The 15,636-nt window shown below is 64.2% G+C and carries 13 protein-coding genes; 5 read left to right on the top strand and 8 right to left on the bottom strand.

Going from position 1 to position 15,636, the window contains the following annotated elements:
- Positions 1 to 18 precede the first annotated feature (18 nt).
- Positions 19 to 1,143, top strand: a complete 1,125-nt coding sequence (gene ftsY / locus Q0025_RS13600) for a signal recognition particle-docking protein FtsY (RefSeq protein WP_366939471.1) — start codon at positions 19 to 21, stop codon at positions 1,141 to 1,143.
- A gap of 13 nt (positions 1,144 to 1,156) precedes the next feature.
- Entirely contained in the window at positions 1,157 to 1,813 is a 657-nt protein-coding gene (locus tag Q0025_RS13595) for a septation protein A (protein WP_297300033.1), read from the top strand.
- A 10-nt stretch (positions 1,814 to 1,823) separates the two neighbouring features.
- On the opposite strand, the gene Q0025_RS13590 is transcribed toward Q0025_RS13595, so the two are convergent.
- Positions 1,824 to 3,167, bottom strand: coding sequence for a sodium:proton antiporter (locus tag Q0025_RS13590; protein ID WP_297300031.1), 1,344 nt, complete (start codon positions 3,165 to 3,167; stop codon positions 1,824 to 1,826).
- The gene (gene polA / locus Q0025_RS13585; RefSeq protein WP_297300035.1) at positions 3,164 to 6,214 is read right to left on the bottom strand and encodes a DNA polymerase I; all 3,051 of its coding nucleotides are present in this window, start codon (positions 6,212 to 6,214) and stop codon (positions 3,164 to 3,166) included. The genes Q0025_RS13590 and polA overlap by 4 nt, the downstream gene beginning before the upstream one ends.
- 319 nt (positions 6,215 to 6,533) lie before the next feature.
- On the opposite strand from polA, the gene Q0025_RS13580 reads away from it, so the two are divergent.
- Positions 6,534 to 7,604 carry a patatin-like phospholipase family protein gene (locus tag Q0025_RS13580; RefSeq protein ID WP_297300029.1) on the top strand — a complete coding sequence of 357 codons (1,071 nt, stop codon included), beginning with the start codon at positions 6,534 to 6,536 and terminating at the stop codon, positions 7,602 to 7,604.
- Positions 7,605 to 7,856: 252 nt separating this feature from the next.
- Entirely contained in the window at positions 7,857 to 9,284 is a 1,428-nt protein-coding gene (locus Q0025_RS13575; protein WP_297300027.1) for an NAD-dependent succinate-semialdehyde dehydrogenase, read from the top strand.
- Here Q0025_RS13575 and Q0025_RS13570 read toward each other — a convergent pair.
- The 4 genes from Q0025_RS13570 to Q0025_RS13555 all read right to left on the bottom strand — a co-directional run bounded on the left by Q0025_RS13570 (position 9,281) and on the right by Q0025_RS13555 (position 12,756).
- A complete protein-coding gene (locus tag Q0025_RS13570; RefSeq protein WP_297300026.1) occupies positions 9,281 to 10,069 on the bottom strand; it encodes a CDP-diacylglycerol diphosphatase in 789 nt (262 codons plus the stop codon). The two genes, Q0025_RS13575 and Q0025_RS13570, sit on opposite strands and share 4 nt — an antisense overlap.
- A gap of 5 nt (positions 10,070 to 10,074) precedes the next feature.
- Entirely contained in the window at positions 10,075 to 10,737 is a 663-nt protein-coding gene (locus Q0025_RS13565) for a hypothetical protein (protein WP_297300024.1), read from the bottom strand.
- Between the two features lie 207 nt (positions 10,738 to 10,944).
- Positions 10,945 to 11,709, bottom strand: a complete 765-nt coding sequence (locus tag Q0025_RS13560) for a carbonic anhydrase (RefSeq protein WP_297300022.1) — start codon at positions 11,707 to 11,709, stop codon at positions 10,945 to 10,947.
- 72 nt (positions 11,710 to 11,781) lie between these two features.
- Positions 11,782 to 12,756 (bottom strand): helix-turn-helix domain-containing protein, encoded by a 975-nt coding sequence (locus Q0025_RS13555; RefSeq protein ID WP_297300020.1) that lies wholly within the window; start codon positions 12,754 to 12,756, stop codon positions 11,782 to 11,784.
- Between the two features lie 112 nt (positions 12,757 to 12,868).
- On the opposite strand from Q0025_RS13555, the gene Q0025_RS13550 reads away from it, so the two are divergent.
- The gene (locus Q0025_RS13550) at positions 12,869 to 13,510 is read left to right on the top strand and encodes an HD domain-containing protein (RefSeq protein WP_297300017.1); all 642 of its coding nucleotides are present in this window, start codon (positions 12,869 to 12,871) and stop codon (positions 13,508 to 13,510) included.
- A gap of 14 nt (positions 13,511 to 13,524) precedes the next feature.
- Here Q0025_RS13550 and ychF read toward each other — a convergent pair whose 3' ends face one another.
- Together ychF and Q0025_RS13540 are read right to left on the bottom strand one after the other, a co-directional pair.
- Positions 13,525 to 14,622, bottom strand: a complete 1,098-nt coding sequence (gene ychF, locus Q0025_RS13545) for a redox-regulated ATPase YchF (RefSeq protein ID WP_297300015.1) — start codon at positions 14,620 to 14,622, stop codon at positions 13,525 to 13,527.
- Between the two features lie 60 nt (positions 14,623 to 14,682).
- Positions 14,683 to 15,636 (bottom strand): ATP-binding cassette domain-containing protein (locus Q0025_RS13540; protein ID WP_297300013.1); only part of this gene is annotated, 954 nt, incomplete at its 5' end.

The following is a 15,636-nucleotide window of genomic DNA, read 5'->3' as shown; positions in this document are numbered from 1 at the left end:
CGCAGCCGAGGCCGCGGAATTGGGTGTAAATTGGCGGATGCAGAGAAGCCGGGAGCCGCAAAGCGCTCCTTTTTCGACCGGCTGCGTGGCCGTCAGGAGGCGGCCGCGCGCCCTGACAGTGCGGCTGCCGACACGGTGACGCAGGCGGCGCCCCCGCCCGAGGCTGAGCCTGCCGCGCCGCCCGCGGCCCCCCTACCCACAGAGGCCGTCGAGGCCGCGCCGAAGCGCTCGTGGTGGCAGCGGCTGCAACAGGGTCTCTCGCGCTCGTCGCAAGCGATCGGCGGCAGCATCAGCGACATCTTCTCGAAGCGCAAGCTCGATGCCGACACACTGCAAGATCTCGAAGACGTGTTGATCCGCGCCGATCTCGGCGCCACGGCGGCGCTCAGGATCACCGAGGCGGTCGGCAAGGGCCGCTACGACAAAAACGTCAGCGCCGGCGAGGTGAAAGACATTCTCGCCGCCGAAATCGAGAAAGTGCTCGGCCCGCTCGCCCGGCCGCTCGAAATCGATCGGAGCAAGCGGCCCTTCGTCATTCTCGTCATCGGCGTCAACGGCTCCGGCAAGACGACGACCATCGGCAAACTCGCCGCCAAATTTTCGCGCGACGGGCTTAAGGTCGTGCTCGCTGCGGGCGATACGTTCCGCGCCGCCGCGATCGAGCAATTGCGCATCTGGGGCGCCCGGCTCGGCTGCGAGGTCATCGCGCGCGAGAGCGGCGGCGACGCCGCCGGCCTCGGCTTCGACGCCTTGAAGGCCGCGCGAGAAAAGGGCGCCGATCTACTGATTATGGATACGGCCGGGCGGCTGCAGAACCGCACCGAACTGATGGCCGAACTCGAGAAAATCATCCGGGTGATGAAGAAGCTCGACCCCGAGGCGCCGCACGCGGTTCTGCTCGTGCTCGACGCGACCGTCGGCCAGAACGCGCTGAGCCAGGTCGAGATCTTCGGCCGTGCCGCGGGGGTCACCGGCCTTGTGATGACCAAGCTCGACGGTACGGCACGTGGCGGCATCCTTGTCGCCATCGCCGAAAAATTCGACTTGCCGATCCATTTCATCGGCGTCGGCGAAGGCGCCGACGATCTTGAATCCTTCACCGCACGCGATTTTGCCCGCGCCATCGCCGGGCTCGACGAATGAGCATTGGACCCCAATGACAGAAATTAAAGAGAAGCCCGCCGCCGCCAAGCCGGCCACGTCGCCCTGGTTGAAAATGACGCTCGAACTCGGGCCGCTGATCCTTTTCTTTTTCGCCAATGCGCGGCCGAAGCTTTTCGCGCCCTATGCGCATCTTGTCCTGCCGGCGCATCTGCTCGTCGGCGAGAATGCCGGGCTTTTCACCGCAACCGCGGTGCTGATCCCCGCGGTGCTGATCGCCCTCGCGGTATCTTACGCGCAAATACGCCGTCTGCCGGTCATGCCGCTTGTCACCGCGATCCTGGTCGTGATCTTCGGCGCGCTGACGATCTATTTTCAGGACCCGCGCTTCATCAAGATGAAGCCGACAATCCTTTATGCCGTCTTCGGCCTCGCTTTGCTCGGCGGCCTCTATCTGAAAAAGCCGATCCTCGAAGTGGTTCTCGACAATGCCATGCCGCTGACCGAGGAAGGCTGGCGCATCCTGACGCTGCGCTGGGGCCTGTTCTTCCTTGCGCTCGCGATCCTCAACGAGGTCATCTGGCGCACGCAATCGAACAATGTCTGGGTGGCGTTCAAATTCCCTGGCGTCGTGATCCTGATCTTCCTCTTCACGCTCGCGCAAGTGCCGCTGATGATGAGGCACGAGTTGAAAGAGGACAAGGCGGAATGACCGCCTCGCCCTAGCGGAAAAAAATTGCCGTAACCAGGATGAACACCGGCACCAGGATCGCGACGGACCAGAGAATATAGCCGAAGAATCCCGGCATATCGACGCGCCCGCGGCGCGCCAAAGCGTAGATGATGAAATTCGGCGCATTGCCGATATAGGTCAGCGCCCCCATGAAGACCGAGCCAACGGAGATCGCCTCCAAGGTCTTGGTCAGCGGCCCCATCAGCGTTGCCGCATGCCCGCCTGCGGCAGTGAAGAAGACGAGATACGTCGGTCCGTTGTCGAGGAACGACGAGAGGAGCCCCGACGCCCAGAAATAGGCGGCGTTGTTCGGACGGCCGTCGGCGTGCTGCAAAAGCGCGATGACGGACGCGAACGGCCCGTGCGAATTCGCGGCGAGCATCTGCATGACGGGAATGATCGTGACGAAGATCGCGGCAAAAAGCTTGGCGACTTCTTCGAGCGGCTCCCAGGAGAAATGATTGGCGGCGCGATCGGCCTCCGGCGTGATGGCGAGCGAAACGAGGCCGATGATGGCCAGCGCCCCGTCGCGCAGAATATTTTGCAGTTCTAGCTTCGCGCCAAAGACATCGAAGGCGATGCCCGGATGCCAAACGGCGCTGAGCAGAATGATGCAGACCGCGGCTAATATCAGCGCGAGATTGGGCAGGCCGCGAATGGCGAGATACGGCATTTCGCCATTGCCGGTCGCCCCGCCGTGCAACTTCAATTCCCGCTGCGTGAAATAACGATCGATCAAATAGAATATGCCGAGCACCAACACGGCGGTCAGCAGGAGATGCGGCCACAATGTGCGCAACGGCCAAAAGAAATCGACGCCGGACAGAAAGCCGAAGAAGAGCGGCGGATTGCCGAGCGGCGTGAGCACGCCGCCGATGTTGGCGACGAGAAAGATGAAGAAGATGACGACATGCGCTTTATAGTGCCGCTTGGCATTCGCCTGAAGCAGCGGGCGGATGAGAATCATCGAGGCGCCTGTCGCGCCGATCAATCCTGAGGCGACGGTTCCGAGCGCCAGCAGCAGCGTATTGAGCCGCGGCGTCGCGCGATCGAAATCCGAAACCACGACGCCGCCCGCGGTCGCGTAAAGCGCAAAAAGCATCAGGATGAAGGGCAGATAATCTTCGAACATTGTGGCCGCGAGCGCCGTCCGTGTCGCGCCGGCGCCTTCGGTCGCGAGCATGAGGGCGAGAGCGAGACCCGCCCAGGCCGCCGCCGCCCAGCCGTAATGCACATGCCAGAGCCGCCGCGCGAGAAGAGGCCCAAGCGCAATCGACAGCAGCAGGCCGGCGAAAGGCAGCGCGACCCAAAAGGGCGGTGCGGCTTGGTTCAATGCGCCTCGTCCCAGTTCTGCGCCGCCTTGGCCTCGACCTGCAAAGGCACCGAGAGCTGCACCGCCGGATGCGGCGCGTCTTCCATCACTTTGCGCACGAGAGCGATCGTCGGCTCGACCTCGGCATCCGGCACTTCGAAGACGAGTTCGTCATGCACCTGCAACAGCATTTGCGCGGAAAGACCCGCCTTCGCCAATGCTGCATCCATCCGCACCATGGCACGGCGGATGATATCGGCAGCGGAGCCCTGGATCGGCGCATTGATCGCGGCGCGCTCATTGAAGGCGCGCTCCGACGGATTCGAGGCGGTGATGCGCGGATAATGACATTTGCGGCCGAAAATCGTCGTCACATAGCCTTGCGCGCGGGCGACGCTCTTCGTCCCGTCGATATAGGCGCGTATGCCGGGGAAGCGCTCGAAATATTGCTTGATGTAGGCGCCCGCTTCCTCGCGCGGAATGCCGAGCTGGTTGGCGAGGCCGAACGACGAAATGCCGTAGATGATGCCGAAATTGATCGCCTTGGCACGGCGGCGCACGTCCGGCGGCATGCCTTCGACCGGCACGCCGAACATTTCCGAGGCTGTCATGGCATGAATATCGAGGCCGTCGGCGAAGGCCTGGCGCAATTGCGGAATGTCGGCGATATGCGCCAAAAGCCGCAACTCGATCTGCGAATAATCCGCCGAGACGAGCTTGTGTCCCGGCGCCGCGATGAAGGCGCGGCGGATTTTGCGTCCGGCCTCGGTCCGCACGGGAATGTTCTGCAAATTGGGTTCGGACGAGGAGAGCCGGCCCGTCGTCGTCGCGGCGAGCGCGTAGGACGTATGCACGCGGTGGGTGCGCGGATTGACATAGCCCGGCAGCGCGTCGGTATAGGTCGATTTGAGCTTCGCAAGCTGGCGCCAATCGAGAATGCGCGCGGCGAATTGATTGCCCTCCTCGGCCAGATCTTCGAGCACGCCGGCGGCGGTCGACCAGGCGCCGGTCGCGGTTTTCCTCGCGCCGGGCAGACCCATTTTGCCAAACAGAATATCGCCCAATTGCTTTGGCGAGCCGAGGTTGAAGCTCTCGCCGGCGAGTTCGAAGATCGCCGCTTCGAGACGCGCCATATCCTGCGCGAATTCACCCGAAAGGCGCGAAAGCATCGCCCGGTCTATGGAGATCCCGCGCGCTTCCATGCGCGCCAAAGTCTCGACCATCGGCCGTTCCAAGGTCTCATAGACTTGGCTCATACGCTCGGCCGGCAAGCGCGGCCTCAGCACGTTCCAGAGCCGCAGCGTCACATCGGCATCTTCGGCCGAATATTCCGTCGCCTTATCGATCGGCACACGGGCAAAGCCGATGAAGCTGCGGCCGGAGCCTGCAACCTCGCCGAAAGCGAGCGGCTTATGGCGGAAGAATTTCTCGCTCAGCACATCCATGCCGTGATCGGTGAGGCCGGCGTCGAGCACATAGGAGAGCAGCAAGGTGTCGTCGAGCGGCCGCATAAAAATACCGTGCTGCCGGAAGACGAGCGCGTCGAACTTGGCGTTATGGGCGATTTTCACGACGCTTTCGGATTCAAGCAGCGGCTTCAGATGCGCGAGCACCTCGTCTGCCGGAAGCTGCCCCGGCAGGAGCGCATCGCCGCCGAAGAGATCGCCGGCGCCTTCGCCGCGATGGCGCAGCGGCACATAGGCGCCCTGCCCGTCCGTGACGCAAAGCGAAATGCCGACAAGCTCGGCCTGCATCGGGTCGAGCGACGAGGTCTCGGTATCGATCGCGACACGCCCGGCATCGAAGGCCGCGGCGATCAAAGCATCGAGCGCGGCGAGATCCGTGACCGTCTTGTAGGCGCTGCGATCGAACGGCGTGACGAGCGCCAAGGCTGCGCGTGCGGCGGCAAGTTCGGCAGGGCCGGATGGCGCGATCTGGCGCTGCGGCGCCTCGCCATAGCGCGCGTTCTTGCGCGGGCCGGATAGGGCGGGTGCCGCTTCCTCGATCTTCTCCTCGGCTTGCTCGATCGCCTCGACGGTTTCGATGACCGCGCCGTCGCGGCCGCGCCAGCCCGCCGGGCCGACGAAAGCCGGATCGGCTTCGATCGTGTCTCCGGCAACGCCATAGATCTCCGCTGCGCGCTTGGTAATGGTGGTGAATTCCATCGCCTTCATGAAGCCGACGAGCGTCCTGCCGTCGGGCGGCTCCAGACCCAGATCATCGAGCGGCACGTCGAGCGCGACGTTGCAGTCGAGCGTGACAAGCTGTTTTGAAATTTTGATGAGTTCGACGCTTTCCGGCGCAGTCAGGATTTCGCGGCGCTTCGGCTGCTTGATTTCGCCGGCCCGCGCCAGCAGTGTGTCGAGATCGCCATATTCATTGATGAGCTGCGCCGCGGTCTTGACGCCGATGCCGCGCGCGCCCGGCACATTGTCGGTCGAATCGCCGGCGAGCGCCTGCACGTCGATGACCTTCTCCGGCGGCACGCCGAAATAATCCTGCACTTCGGCAAGACCGATGCGCCGCTCTTCGCGCGCGCCCTTGGCGCCGGCTTCGCCGGAAGCCGGATCATACATTGCGACGCCGTCCCGGATGAGCTGCATCAAGTCCTTGTCGGCGGAGATGATGAGCACATCGGCGCCGCGTGCCCGCGCTTCGCAGGCATAAGTCGCGATGAGATCGTCCGCCTCGTAGCGATCCTGCTCGATCGGCACGAGGCCGAAGGCGCGCACGGCGGCGCGCATCAGCGGAAATTGCGGAATCAAATCTTCCGGCGGCTCGGATCGATTGGCCTTGTAGGGCGGATAGATCTCGCGGCGAAACGAATTCTCCGATTTGTCGAAGATGATGCCAAGATGCGTCGGCTGAAGGCCGGCCGCGCCTTCGCGCACGAACTGAAAGAGCTTGTTGCAGAAGAGCCGCACCGCGCCGGTCGGCAATCGATCCGAACGGTAATTGTACTTCGCATCTTGCCGAATCGACTGGAAATAGGCGCGGAAAATGAACGACGATCCGTCGACGAGAAAGACATGGTCTCCGGCTTTCACCGGACGATTGTGCAGGGACATGACGCGAGAATGGCTCAAAAGGTCGGGCGTGCCGCTACCATAGGCCGGGACGCTTGGCGACGCCATGTCGGGCGCGCGCAAGCGAGCCTTTAACCAAAACATGCCGATATCAAAGACTTATGCTGCATTGCACAGAAATGTGCCAAGATTTGCCACATGAATTACCCTATGGATCTCGTAACGTCATGTGAATTCCACATATATTGAGACATTTGCGCACCATCGCAATCCATATTGCAATGCACTATATGGAGCGTTCGGCGCGGACCGTCGCCCCGGCAATGGGATGCGCGGTCCGCGAGAAATGCGGAGCGCAGGAATGAACCTCTTCGATACATTGGGGCAGACATTGGAGACGGCCTTCGGTCGCCACAATGGCGCTTGGCCGCCGCCGCGTCTGTCATTGGCCCTGCAGGGCGGCGGCTCGTTCGGCGCCTTCACCTGGGGCGTACTCGATCGCCTGCTCGAATCGGGCGAGATGGACTTCGACACGGTCAGCGGCACATCGGCGGGGGCCTTCAACGCGGTGCTTCTCGCCGATGGTCTCGCAGCCGGAGGGCGCGACGCGGCGCGCGAAAAACTCGCCCGTTTCTGGGAGCGGCTGAGCCGCACGGCCGCCTTCGGCCCGTTTGGCGTGACGGCGCATTTCGCGCCCGGCGGAGCAGCCGGCACCTTTTCGCTCTTCACACGCCTGCTCTCACCCTATCAATATAATCCGCTCGATGTGAATCCGCTGCGCGTGCTGTTGAACGAGGAAGTGGATTTCGAACGACTGAAGTTTGCTTCGCCGGTCGAACTGCTTGTCGCCGCGACGCGCGTCGCCGACGGGCGCGCGCACATCTTCCGTGGCAGCGAGATCAATGCCGAGGCCGTCCTCGCCTCCGCCTGCCTGCCGCTCTACCACCATGCGGTGACGATCGACGAGGTCGCCTATTGGGACGGCGGCTATTCAGCCAATCCGCCGCTGCTCGATCTTGTCTCCGCCAGCGCAGTCGCGGACCTGCTGATCGTGCGAATCACCCCCCTGCTCAGCGCCGAGACGCCGACGAGCGCGCGCGAAATCCTGCGCCGGCTCGACCAGATCACCTTCAATGCGTCGCTCCAGGCCGAGCTCGAAACCCTCGAACGCCGTATCGGCCGCAGCCAACACCTCTCGGGCCTGCTGTCGAGCGAAGGCCGCAAGCTGCGCCGGCTCGCGATCCATCAGATCGCCGCGGAAGAGACGTTCGACGGCCTCGCCGAAGCCAATGCCACCAATCTCGATTGGACCTTCCTCAAGACGCTCCGCGATCACGGCCGCGCCGCCGCCGCCACCTGGCTCGCAGGCGCCCGATCGGATCAAGTCCTGCCGCAGTCCGTCGCGCCGCTGAAGGCCTCCTTCGCGCCATGACCGGATTATGAGCGGGACCACTCCGGAAAACCGGATCCTTGCCACGTTACGCACGATTCAGGCGGCGAAACGCCCCGGCTCATACTATATGCAGCGCAGACCCCCCGGCGGCCAGCGCGCTTTCCGGCCGGACGGAAGCATCCGCCCGGCAGAAATCGCGCCAAGTCATCATGTTGGAGCATGGCCTTTCGCCGAAAAAGTCGTGCAACTTTTTCGGAACATGCTCTAAAGGCGCCGCAGCGAAAGAGTCGTATGGACGTTCTGCTTTATATCGATGGCCGATGGCAGGCCGGCGCGGCGGGCCGCCGTCTCGAAGTGATCAATCCGGCGACGGAAGAGGTGATCGGCACGGTAGCGCGGGCGGAGACGGCCGACCTCGATGCCGCGCTCTCGGCCGCGCAAAAGGGCTTTGCCGCCTGGCGTGACACGTCGGCGTTCGAGCGCGGCAAGATTTTGCGCCGCGCCGCGGCTTTGCTGCGCGAGCGGATCGAATCCATCGCCGTGATCATGACGGGCGAGCAAGGCAAGCCGCTCAAGGAAGCCAAAGTCGAGATCGGCGTTGCCGCCGATACGCTCGACTGGTTTGCGGACGAGGCGCGCCGCGCCTATGGCCGCACCGTGCCGGCGCGCGCGCCGGACATTACCAATCTCGTGTTGAAGGAGCCGGTCGGTCCGGTCGCCGCCTTCACGCCCTGGAACTTTCCGATCAACCAGATCGCCCGCAAGCTCGGCGCGGCGCTGGCGGCCGGCTGTTCCATGATCGTCAAGGCGCCCGAGGAAGCGCCTGGTTCGCCCGCACAATTCATCCGCGCCGTAGCCGATGCGGGCGTGCCGCCGGGCGTGGTCAATCTCGTCTTCGGCGTGCCGGCAGAGATTTCCCAATATCTCATTCCGCATCCGGCGATCCGCAAGATCTCCTTCACCGGCTCGACCGCCGTCGGCAAAGAGCTTGCCGCCCTCGCCGGCGCGCATATGAAGCGCGCAACGATGGAACTTGGCGGCCATGCGCCGGCGATCGTCTTTGCCGATGCGGACCTCGATGTCGCGCTGCGCGTGCTCCTCGCCCGCAAATTCCGCAATGCCGGCCAAGCCTGCACCGCACCGACGCGCTTCCTCGTCCAGCGCGATGTCTACCAGAGCTTTCTGACGCGCTTCGCCGCGGCGGCGCAGGCGATGAAAATCGGCGATGGAGCGGACCCCGCTACCGACATCGGCCCGCTGGCCAATCCGCGCCGCATCGCGGCGCTCGAGACCTTCGTCGCTGACGCGGTCGAAAACGGCGCCAAGCTCGTGACCGGCGGTCATCGCCTCGGCAACAAGGGTTATTTCTTTGCGCCGACGGTGCTTGCGCATGTACCGACGAATGCGCGGGCGATGAATGAGGAACCGTTCGGGCCGATCGCGCTGGTCAATGCCTTCGAGACGTTCGAGGAGGCAATCACAGAAGCAAACCGGCTGGCCTATGGTCTTGCCTCCTACGCCTTCACCTCATCCGCGGCGACAGCCGACGCGCTGGCGCGCCAGATCGAAGCCGGCATGGTAGCGATCAACGATTCGCATTTGAGTTCGCCCGAATTGCCGATCGGCGGCGTCAAGGACAGCGGCTACGGCAGCGAAGGCGGCCCCGAGGCGATGGACGCCTATCTCGTCACCAAGCTCGTGACGCAGGCGGCGGGCTAATTCGCTCGAAGCAGCCTGCAGGCGTGATCGAGCAGGTTGGCGGCATGCGTAAAGCGCATCTTGGCGAGATCAGCATGCCCTGCGAGCAGAACGAAGCCTTTTTCGCCGCTGCCGAAATCGGCGCCGACAAGCGCCAAGGTTTCATCGCGCATATCCTGCGCCGCGCCGGGCACGTCGCGCGCCAGCAGCTTGAACGGGTCCTGCGTCACGAGATCGGTCGCCGCGAGCCGCCGTGCCAGGTAAGGCAGGCCGTGCAATTCGACCGGAAACGGCGTCCAGCGCGTGCCGATCTCGTTCATATGTTTGATGAGCGCCGCCCGCACATCGGGCTGAACGCAATCGATGTGGATATGCAACTGATCCTGGCTGCGCGCCAATGCGGAATTGATTGCAAGCGCGATAGCATCCCAGGGAATGTTGCGCTTCGCCGCCTTTTCGACATAGGCGCGCGCCTGCCAGGCCGCCGCCCAGTAATTCGGGCCGCCGGGCAATAACAGATCGGGATCGTCGATCCCTGAAACTTTCCGCGTCGGGATTAATAAAAATTGCGTCGCGCCGACGCGGTCCTTGTAGACCGCAAAGCCGCGCGCCACACCTTGGCCGAGCGCCACGAACGCGCAAGGCGCCGGATCGCCATGCGCCGTCTGATCCGGCACGCATTCGTCATTGACGTGATGCCAGAGATCGTCGCGATGATTGACCCGGTGCAGCCACCAGAAGCCGCTGGCGGCAATGAGAACGAGCAAGACGGCGCCGGCGACCGCAACGATCCGGTGCCGGAACATCGCGCTCACTTCGCGTGGAGAAAATCGAGGATCGCGCTCGTATAATGCTCGTCGACCTCCGAGATCGGCCGGCCGTCGGCGGAATAGACGATGGCATGATGTTCGAAGAGCACCGGCGGGATCGTCAGATTTGCGCCGAGATGATCGGGCGGCGGGGTCAGTTCCCAGCCGTCCGGCAAGGGTTTCCACAGCACATCGACGCCAAAGGTCTGGCGGCGCGGATGCAGAGTCTGGATAGCGCGGCCGAACGGAACGTCGCTCGTCTCGAGCGCCTTTTCCATCGCCGGTTGCAGGCGCCCCGGCACATACCAATTGTCCGCCTGCGACAGGACATAGTCGCCGCAGGCGAGATCGACGCGGCGATAGATCACGGGCTCGTCCGCTCCGATCTTGAGCCGGGCGCGCTGCTCCGGCGTGATCGGCTTGTGCACATCGCGGCGCAAGCGTGCATGCAGCACGGCATCTTTGGCCATGTGATGCGTCCCGCACCAGGCTTCGAGCGTCTTGGTCGCGCTGTTCGAGGCAAGCAAAGTCGCGTTCAAGGTCTCGATCAGGGCCCAGGCTTCGAGCCGGCCGCGAAACGTGTCGGGCCATACGGCGGCCGCCTGGGCCGGTTTGCCCATCGCAACGAAGCCCAGAGCCGCCAAAATCGAAGCCGTCACCTTCATGCCCTTCCGCTATTCCAACGTCTCGACCGTGCGCAAGCTGGGAAAGAGTCGCATCCCTAGGAAGGTCATGCCGATCGACGCCAAGCCGTCGAGAAATACGCCACCGCCCGAACGAACGCCGGCCCTACCGGACATAATCGATGTCATCGCGTCGCTTATAGCGGCTGCGGAAAAAACCGAAACCCTGCGGGAACGGACCGTTCACGTTTACGCGATGATCTCGACTTCGCCGGTTGCGAGCCGATAAATCCCGCCGGCGACCGCGAGGCGCTGTTCGGCGACGGCGGCGCTGAGTACCGGGGTCGCGGCCTTCAGCGCTTCGACATTGCGGCGGACATTTTCCTGCGTCGCATTTTCGAGAAGGTCGCCGGGCCGATCGAGAACCGCTGTCACCGCCGGCGCGAGGCTTGTCGTCAGATCCTGGATGTGGCCGGGGAACGTCGCCTTGTCTTTGACCGCCTCGATCGCGGCCTTGACGGCGCCGCAGGACTCATGCCCGAGCACGAGGATCAGCGGCGTCTTCAACACCGCCACCGCATATTCGAAGCTTGCGAGATTGTCGGTGTTGACGAAATTGCCGGCGACGCGAACGACGAAGAGATCGCCGCGCGACGTATCGAACGCATATTCCGGCGCAACACGCGAATCCGCGCAACTGAGAATCCCGGCGAAGGGATTCTGCCCGCCGACGAGCGCCTCGCGTTCGGCGACGAAATCGTGGCGTTTCGCGACGCCGTCGACATAGCGCTGATTGCCGGCCTTGAGCCGTGCGAGCGCTTCAGCCGGCGAGACGACGTTTTGCGGCTTCGGCGGCGGCCCCGGCTCTTTCGCCCAGGCCGATGTCACGAAAGCCGGCGCCAGGAAGGCGGGTGCCGCAGAGAGCGCCGCGGCGCCGAGGCCGAAGGCGAGCACATCGCGGCGCAGCAGCGCCAGTCCGTGCTTAGACGAAGGAAAGCCGCATGTCTCGCACATGACCGATCTCCAACCGCGCGGCCATCTAGCACCGGCGATCGAAGAGCCGTCAAGGCGGCGGCGCGGTTAACCTCAACGCGCCGCCTGCGCATAGCGCTTGCGATATTCGGCCGGGGTCACCCCGACATGGCGCGAAAAGGCGCGCCGCAACGTATCGGCATCGGCAAAACCGCAGCGCGCCGCGACCTGTTTCGGCGCCTCGCGTCCGGATTCAAGCATCTGCCGCGCCGCGGCAATTCTGATGCTCTCGACCCAGGCGGCGGGGCTCACGCCGACCTCGCCGCGGAACAGCCGGGCGAAATGGCGCGGGCTCAGCTCTGTCCGCTTGGCCAATGCGGTGATGCTATGATCCGCGGCTGGATGGGCGATGACCCAGCGCTGCAGCTCCTGCAAGGCCGAGCGCCCGGACGGAACAATGGCGCCCTCGCGGCTGAACTGGCGCTGCCCGCCGGGGCGCTTGAAAAACATGACGAGCTGGCTTGCGACCTTCATCGCAATGTCACGGCCGAGGTCCTCCTCGACCAGCGCCAAAGCAAGGTCAAGCCCTGCGGTGACGCCTGCTGCCGTGCGCAGCCGTCCGTCGCGCACATGAATGGCGTCCTCGTCCACCGTGACCGCGGGATAGCGGGCGGCGAGGCGCGCGGCGACGGCCCAATGCGTCGTCACCCGGCGCCCGTCGAGCAGGCCGGCGGCGGCGAGCAAAAAAGCGCCGCTGCACACCGAGCCGTAGCGCCGCGCGCCGGTTGCGACGGCGCGCAGCCATCCGATGAGCGCCGGGTCGGTCGGCCGCTCGGCGATATCCGGGCATCCGGCGACGAGCAGAGTATGAATCTTTTCGTCAGGCGGCGGCCCGGCAACCCGATCGGGCATGAGGCGCACGCCCGACGAACTGCGAACTGGCGCCAGGCTGACGCCGACGACCAAGGGCCGATAGACCTCCTTGCGCGCCTGCGCATTGGCCTCGGCGAAGACGTCGAGCGGGCCGGAAACGTCCAGCAATTGCACGCCCGGAAGCGCGAGAATGGCAATGGCTCTGGCGGCAGCCATGAACAGCGTCCGTTTGCGCCGGGTTTTGGCAGAATTTGCCGTAATACGTCAATTGCAGACAGAGTATGCGGCTTCTACCCTGCGCGCAAGCCATCGAGAGAGGAGAGACGCTATGGCACTCGACATCGCAGGCGTGCGCATACCCGACAGCAAATTGGCTCGCGAAGTGACCGAACTCGTGCGCGATACCGAATCGCCGCTTTTGTTCCATCATTCGAGCCGGGTCTATTATTTCGGCGCCCTCGCCGGGAAGCGGCGCGGTCTCAGCTTCGATGCCGAACTGCTCTATACGGGCGCCATGTTTCACGACATGGGGCTGACGCATAAGCACGCCAGCCAGCACGACCGGTTCGAGGTCGACGGCGCCAATGCGGCGCGGGATTTTCTGCGGCGTCACGGCATCGCGCAAAGCGACATCGACCTTGTCTGGACCGCCATCGCACTGCATACGACGCCGGGGATTCCGCAATATATGCACCCGGTCGTGGCGCTGCTGACGGCCGGCGTCGAGATGGATGTGCTCGGTCTCGCCTATTCGGAATATGGCAACGCCGAGCGCGATGCCGTTGTCCATGCGCATCCGCGCACACCGCATTTCAAGGACGATATCATCCAGGCCTTCTACGACGGCATCAAGCACAAGCCGGAGACGACCTTCGGCAATGTGAAAGCCGATGTGCTGGCTGACAAGGACGCGCATTTCCATCGCGGCAATTTTTGCAGCGTGATCCGCCATTCGCCCTGGAAGGGCTGAGCGCCGCGGAGGCTTTAATTGGCAAAACGGAAATGCAGGACGTCGCCGTCGGCGACGACATAATCCTTGCCTTCGAGGCGGAATTTGCCCGCCTCGCGGGCACCGGCTTCGCCGTTCGAGGCGACGTAATCGTCGAAGGAAATCGTCTCGGCGCGGATGAAGCCCTTCTCGAAATCGCTGTGAATGACCCCCGCCGCCTGGGGCGCCTTAGTGCCCTGCTCGATCGTCCAGGCACGGGTTTCCTTGGGTCCGACGGTGAAATAGGTGATGAGATGCAAGAGCGCATAACCGGCGCGGATGACGCGGTTGAGGCCGGGCTCCGCGAGCCCCACCGCCTCCAGATAATCCTTTTGATCCGGCCCTGGCAGCAGCGCGATCTCGCTCTCGATCGCCGCCGAGACAATGACGGCGCCGGCGGCTTCCTCCGCCGCGCGCGCCTTCACCTGTTGCGAATAGGCATTGCCTTTGTCCGCCGATGCCTCCTCGACATTGCAGACATAGAGCACCGGCTTGGCGCTCAAGAGGCCGAGCATATCGAAGGCCTTGCGCTCTTCCGGCTTGATCGCGGCGAGCCGCGCGGGCTTGCCGTCGCGCAGGAGGACGAGGCAGCGATTGACGAGATCGAGCGTCTCCTTCGCCTCTTTGTCGGCGCCTTTGGCTTTCTTTTCCAGCGCCGGGGCGCGCTTTTCGAGGCTGTCGAGATCCGCCAGCATCAATTCGGTCTCGATCGTCTCGATATCGTCGAGCGGAGCGATTTTGCCGGCGACATGCGTGATGTCATCGTCCTCGAAGCAACGCACGACATGGGCGATGGCGTCGCATTCGCGGATGTTGGCGAGAAATTGGTTGCCGAGCCCCTCGCCTTTCGAGGCGCCGCGCACGAGGCCGGCGATATCGACGAAGGTGAGCCGGGTCGGAATGATCTCTTTTGAATGGGCGATCGCGGCCAGCACATCGAGCCGCGGGTCGGGCACGGCCACGTCGCCGACATTCGGCTCGATGGTGCAGAACGGATAATTCGCCGCCTGTGCCGCCGCGGTTTGCGTCAGCGCGTTGAAAAGCGTCGATTTGCCGACATTCGGCAGACCGACGATGCCGCATTTGAAACCCATGAAATTGTCCGATGTCCGAAAGCGAGCAGCCTTTAGCGGGAAATGACGGCCGGCGGCAAGCTATTCCGCCGCCGCGTCTTGCGCGCCGCTCAGCGCCTGCGCGCCGGTCTCGAATTGCATGCGGGCAAGCTTGGCGTAAAGCCCGTCCTTGGCGACCAGCGATTGATGCGTGCCCTCTTCGACGATGCGGCCGGCATCGAGCACCAGAATCCGGTCAGCCGAGAGCACCGTCGCCAGCCGGTGCGCGATGACGAGGGTGGTGCGGCCGTGCTTCAATTCTTCGAGCGCGTGCTGGACGAGACCCTCGCTCGCCGCATCGAGGGCCGAGGTCGCCTCATCGAGCAGCAGCACCGGCGATTGCCGCAGGATCGCGCGGGCGATGGCGAGGCGCTGGCGTTCGCCGCCGGAGAGCGTGACGCCGCGCTCGCCGATCTTCGTCTCGTAACCCTGCGACGTGGCGGCGATGAAATCCTGCGCCGCCGCCTTTTTTGCCGCGGCCTCGACCGCCGCTTCACTCGCCTCCGGCTCGCCATAGCGGATGTTGTCGGCGAAGCTCGTCGCGAAAATCACCGGTTCCTGCGGCACCAGGCTGATGCGACGGCGCAATTCGGCCGGATCTGCCGTCTTGATGTCGACGCCATCGAGTTCGATGCGGCCGGACACCGGATCGTAGAAGCGCAACAGAAGCTGGAAGATGGTCGATTTTCCCGCCCCGCTCGGCCCGACGATGGCGACCGTCTCGCCCGGCGCGACGGTGAAGGACAGATCGCGCAGCGCCGGCGCGTCCGGCCGGCTCGGATAGGTAAAATCGACATGATCGAACCGGATGGCGCCGCGCGGCGGCGACGGCAGCACCGCGACCGGCTGCGGCGCGACGATCTTCGGCTTCACCGCCAAAAGCTCGCCAATGCGCCCGGCCGCGCCGGCGGCAGCCGAAATCTCGTTCCAGACCTGGCTCAATTCGCCGAGCGCGCCGGCGCCGAGCACGGCATAGATGACGAACTGCGACAGCAG

Origin of the sequence: uncultured Methylovirgula sp. (genome assembly GCF_947646745.1) — a bacterium.
Lineage (GTDB): Bacteria > Pseudomonadota > Alphaproteobacteria > Rhizobiales > Beijerinckiaceae > Methylovirgula.
This window is presented reverse-complemented; position numbering and strand designations above follow the sequence as displayed.

What these genes read in the sequence shown, in the direction of transcription:
- Q0025_RS13565 (WP_297300024.1), bottom strand. Translation starts at nt 10,737, where the DNA reads ATGAAGGTGACGGCTTCGATTTTGGCGGCTCTGGGCTTCGTTGCGATG.
- Q0025_RS13595 (WP_297300033.1), top strand. Translation starts at nt 1,157, where the DNA reads ATGACAGAAATTAAAGAGAAGCCCGCCGCCGCCAAGCCGGCCACGTCG.
- polA (WP_297300035.1), bottom strand. Translation starts at nt 6,214, where the DNA reads ATGTCCCTGCACAATCGTCCGGTGAAAGCCGGAGACCATGTCTTTCTC.
- Q0025_RS13570 (WP_297300026.1), bottom strand. Translation starts at nt 10,069, where the DNA reads ATGTTCCGGCACCGGATCGTTGCGGTCGCCGGCGCCGTCTTGCTCGTT.
- Q0025_RS13550 (WP_297300017.1), top strand. Translation starts at nt 12,869, where the DNA reads ATGGCACTCGACATCGCAGGCGTGCGCATACCCGACAGCAAATTGGCT.
- Q0025_RS13575 (WP_297300027.1), top strand. Translation starts at nt 7,857, where the DNA reads ATGGACGTTCTGCTTTATATCGATGGCCGATGGCAGGCCGGCGCGGCG.
- Q0025_RS13580 (WP_297300029.1), top strand. Translation starts at nt 6,534, where the DNA reads ATGAACCTCTTCGATACATTGGGGCAGACATTGGAGACGGCCTTCGGT.
- Q0025_RS13560 (WP_297300022.1), bottom strand. Translation starts at nt 11,709, where the DNA reads ATGTGCGAGACATGCGGCTTTCCTTCGTCTAAGCACGGACTGGCGCTG.
- ychF (WP_297300015.1), bottom strand. Translation starts at nt 14,622, where the DNA reads ATGGGTTTCAAATGCGGCATCGTCGGTCTGCCGAATGTCGGCAAATCG.
- Q0025_RS13555 (WP_297300020.1), bottom strand. Translation starts at nt 12,756, where the DNA reads ATGGCTGCCGCCAGAGCCATTGCCATTCTCGCGCTTCCGGGCGTGCAA.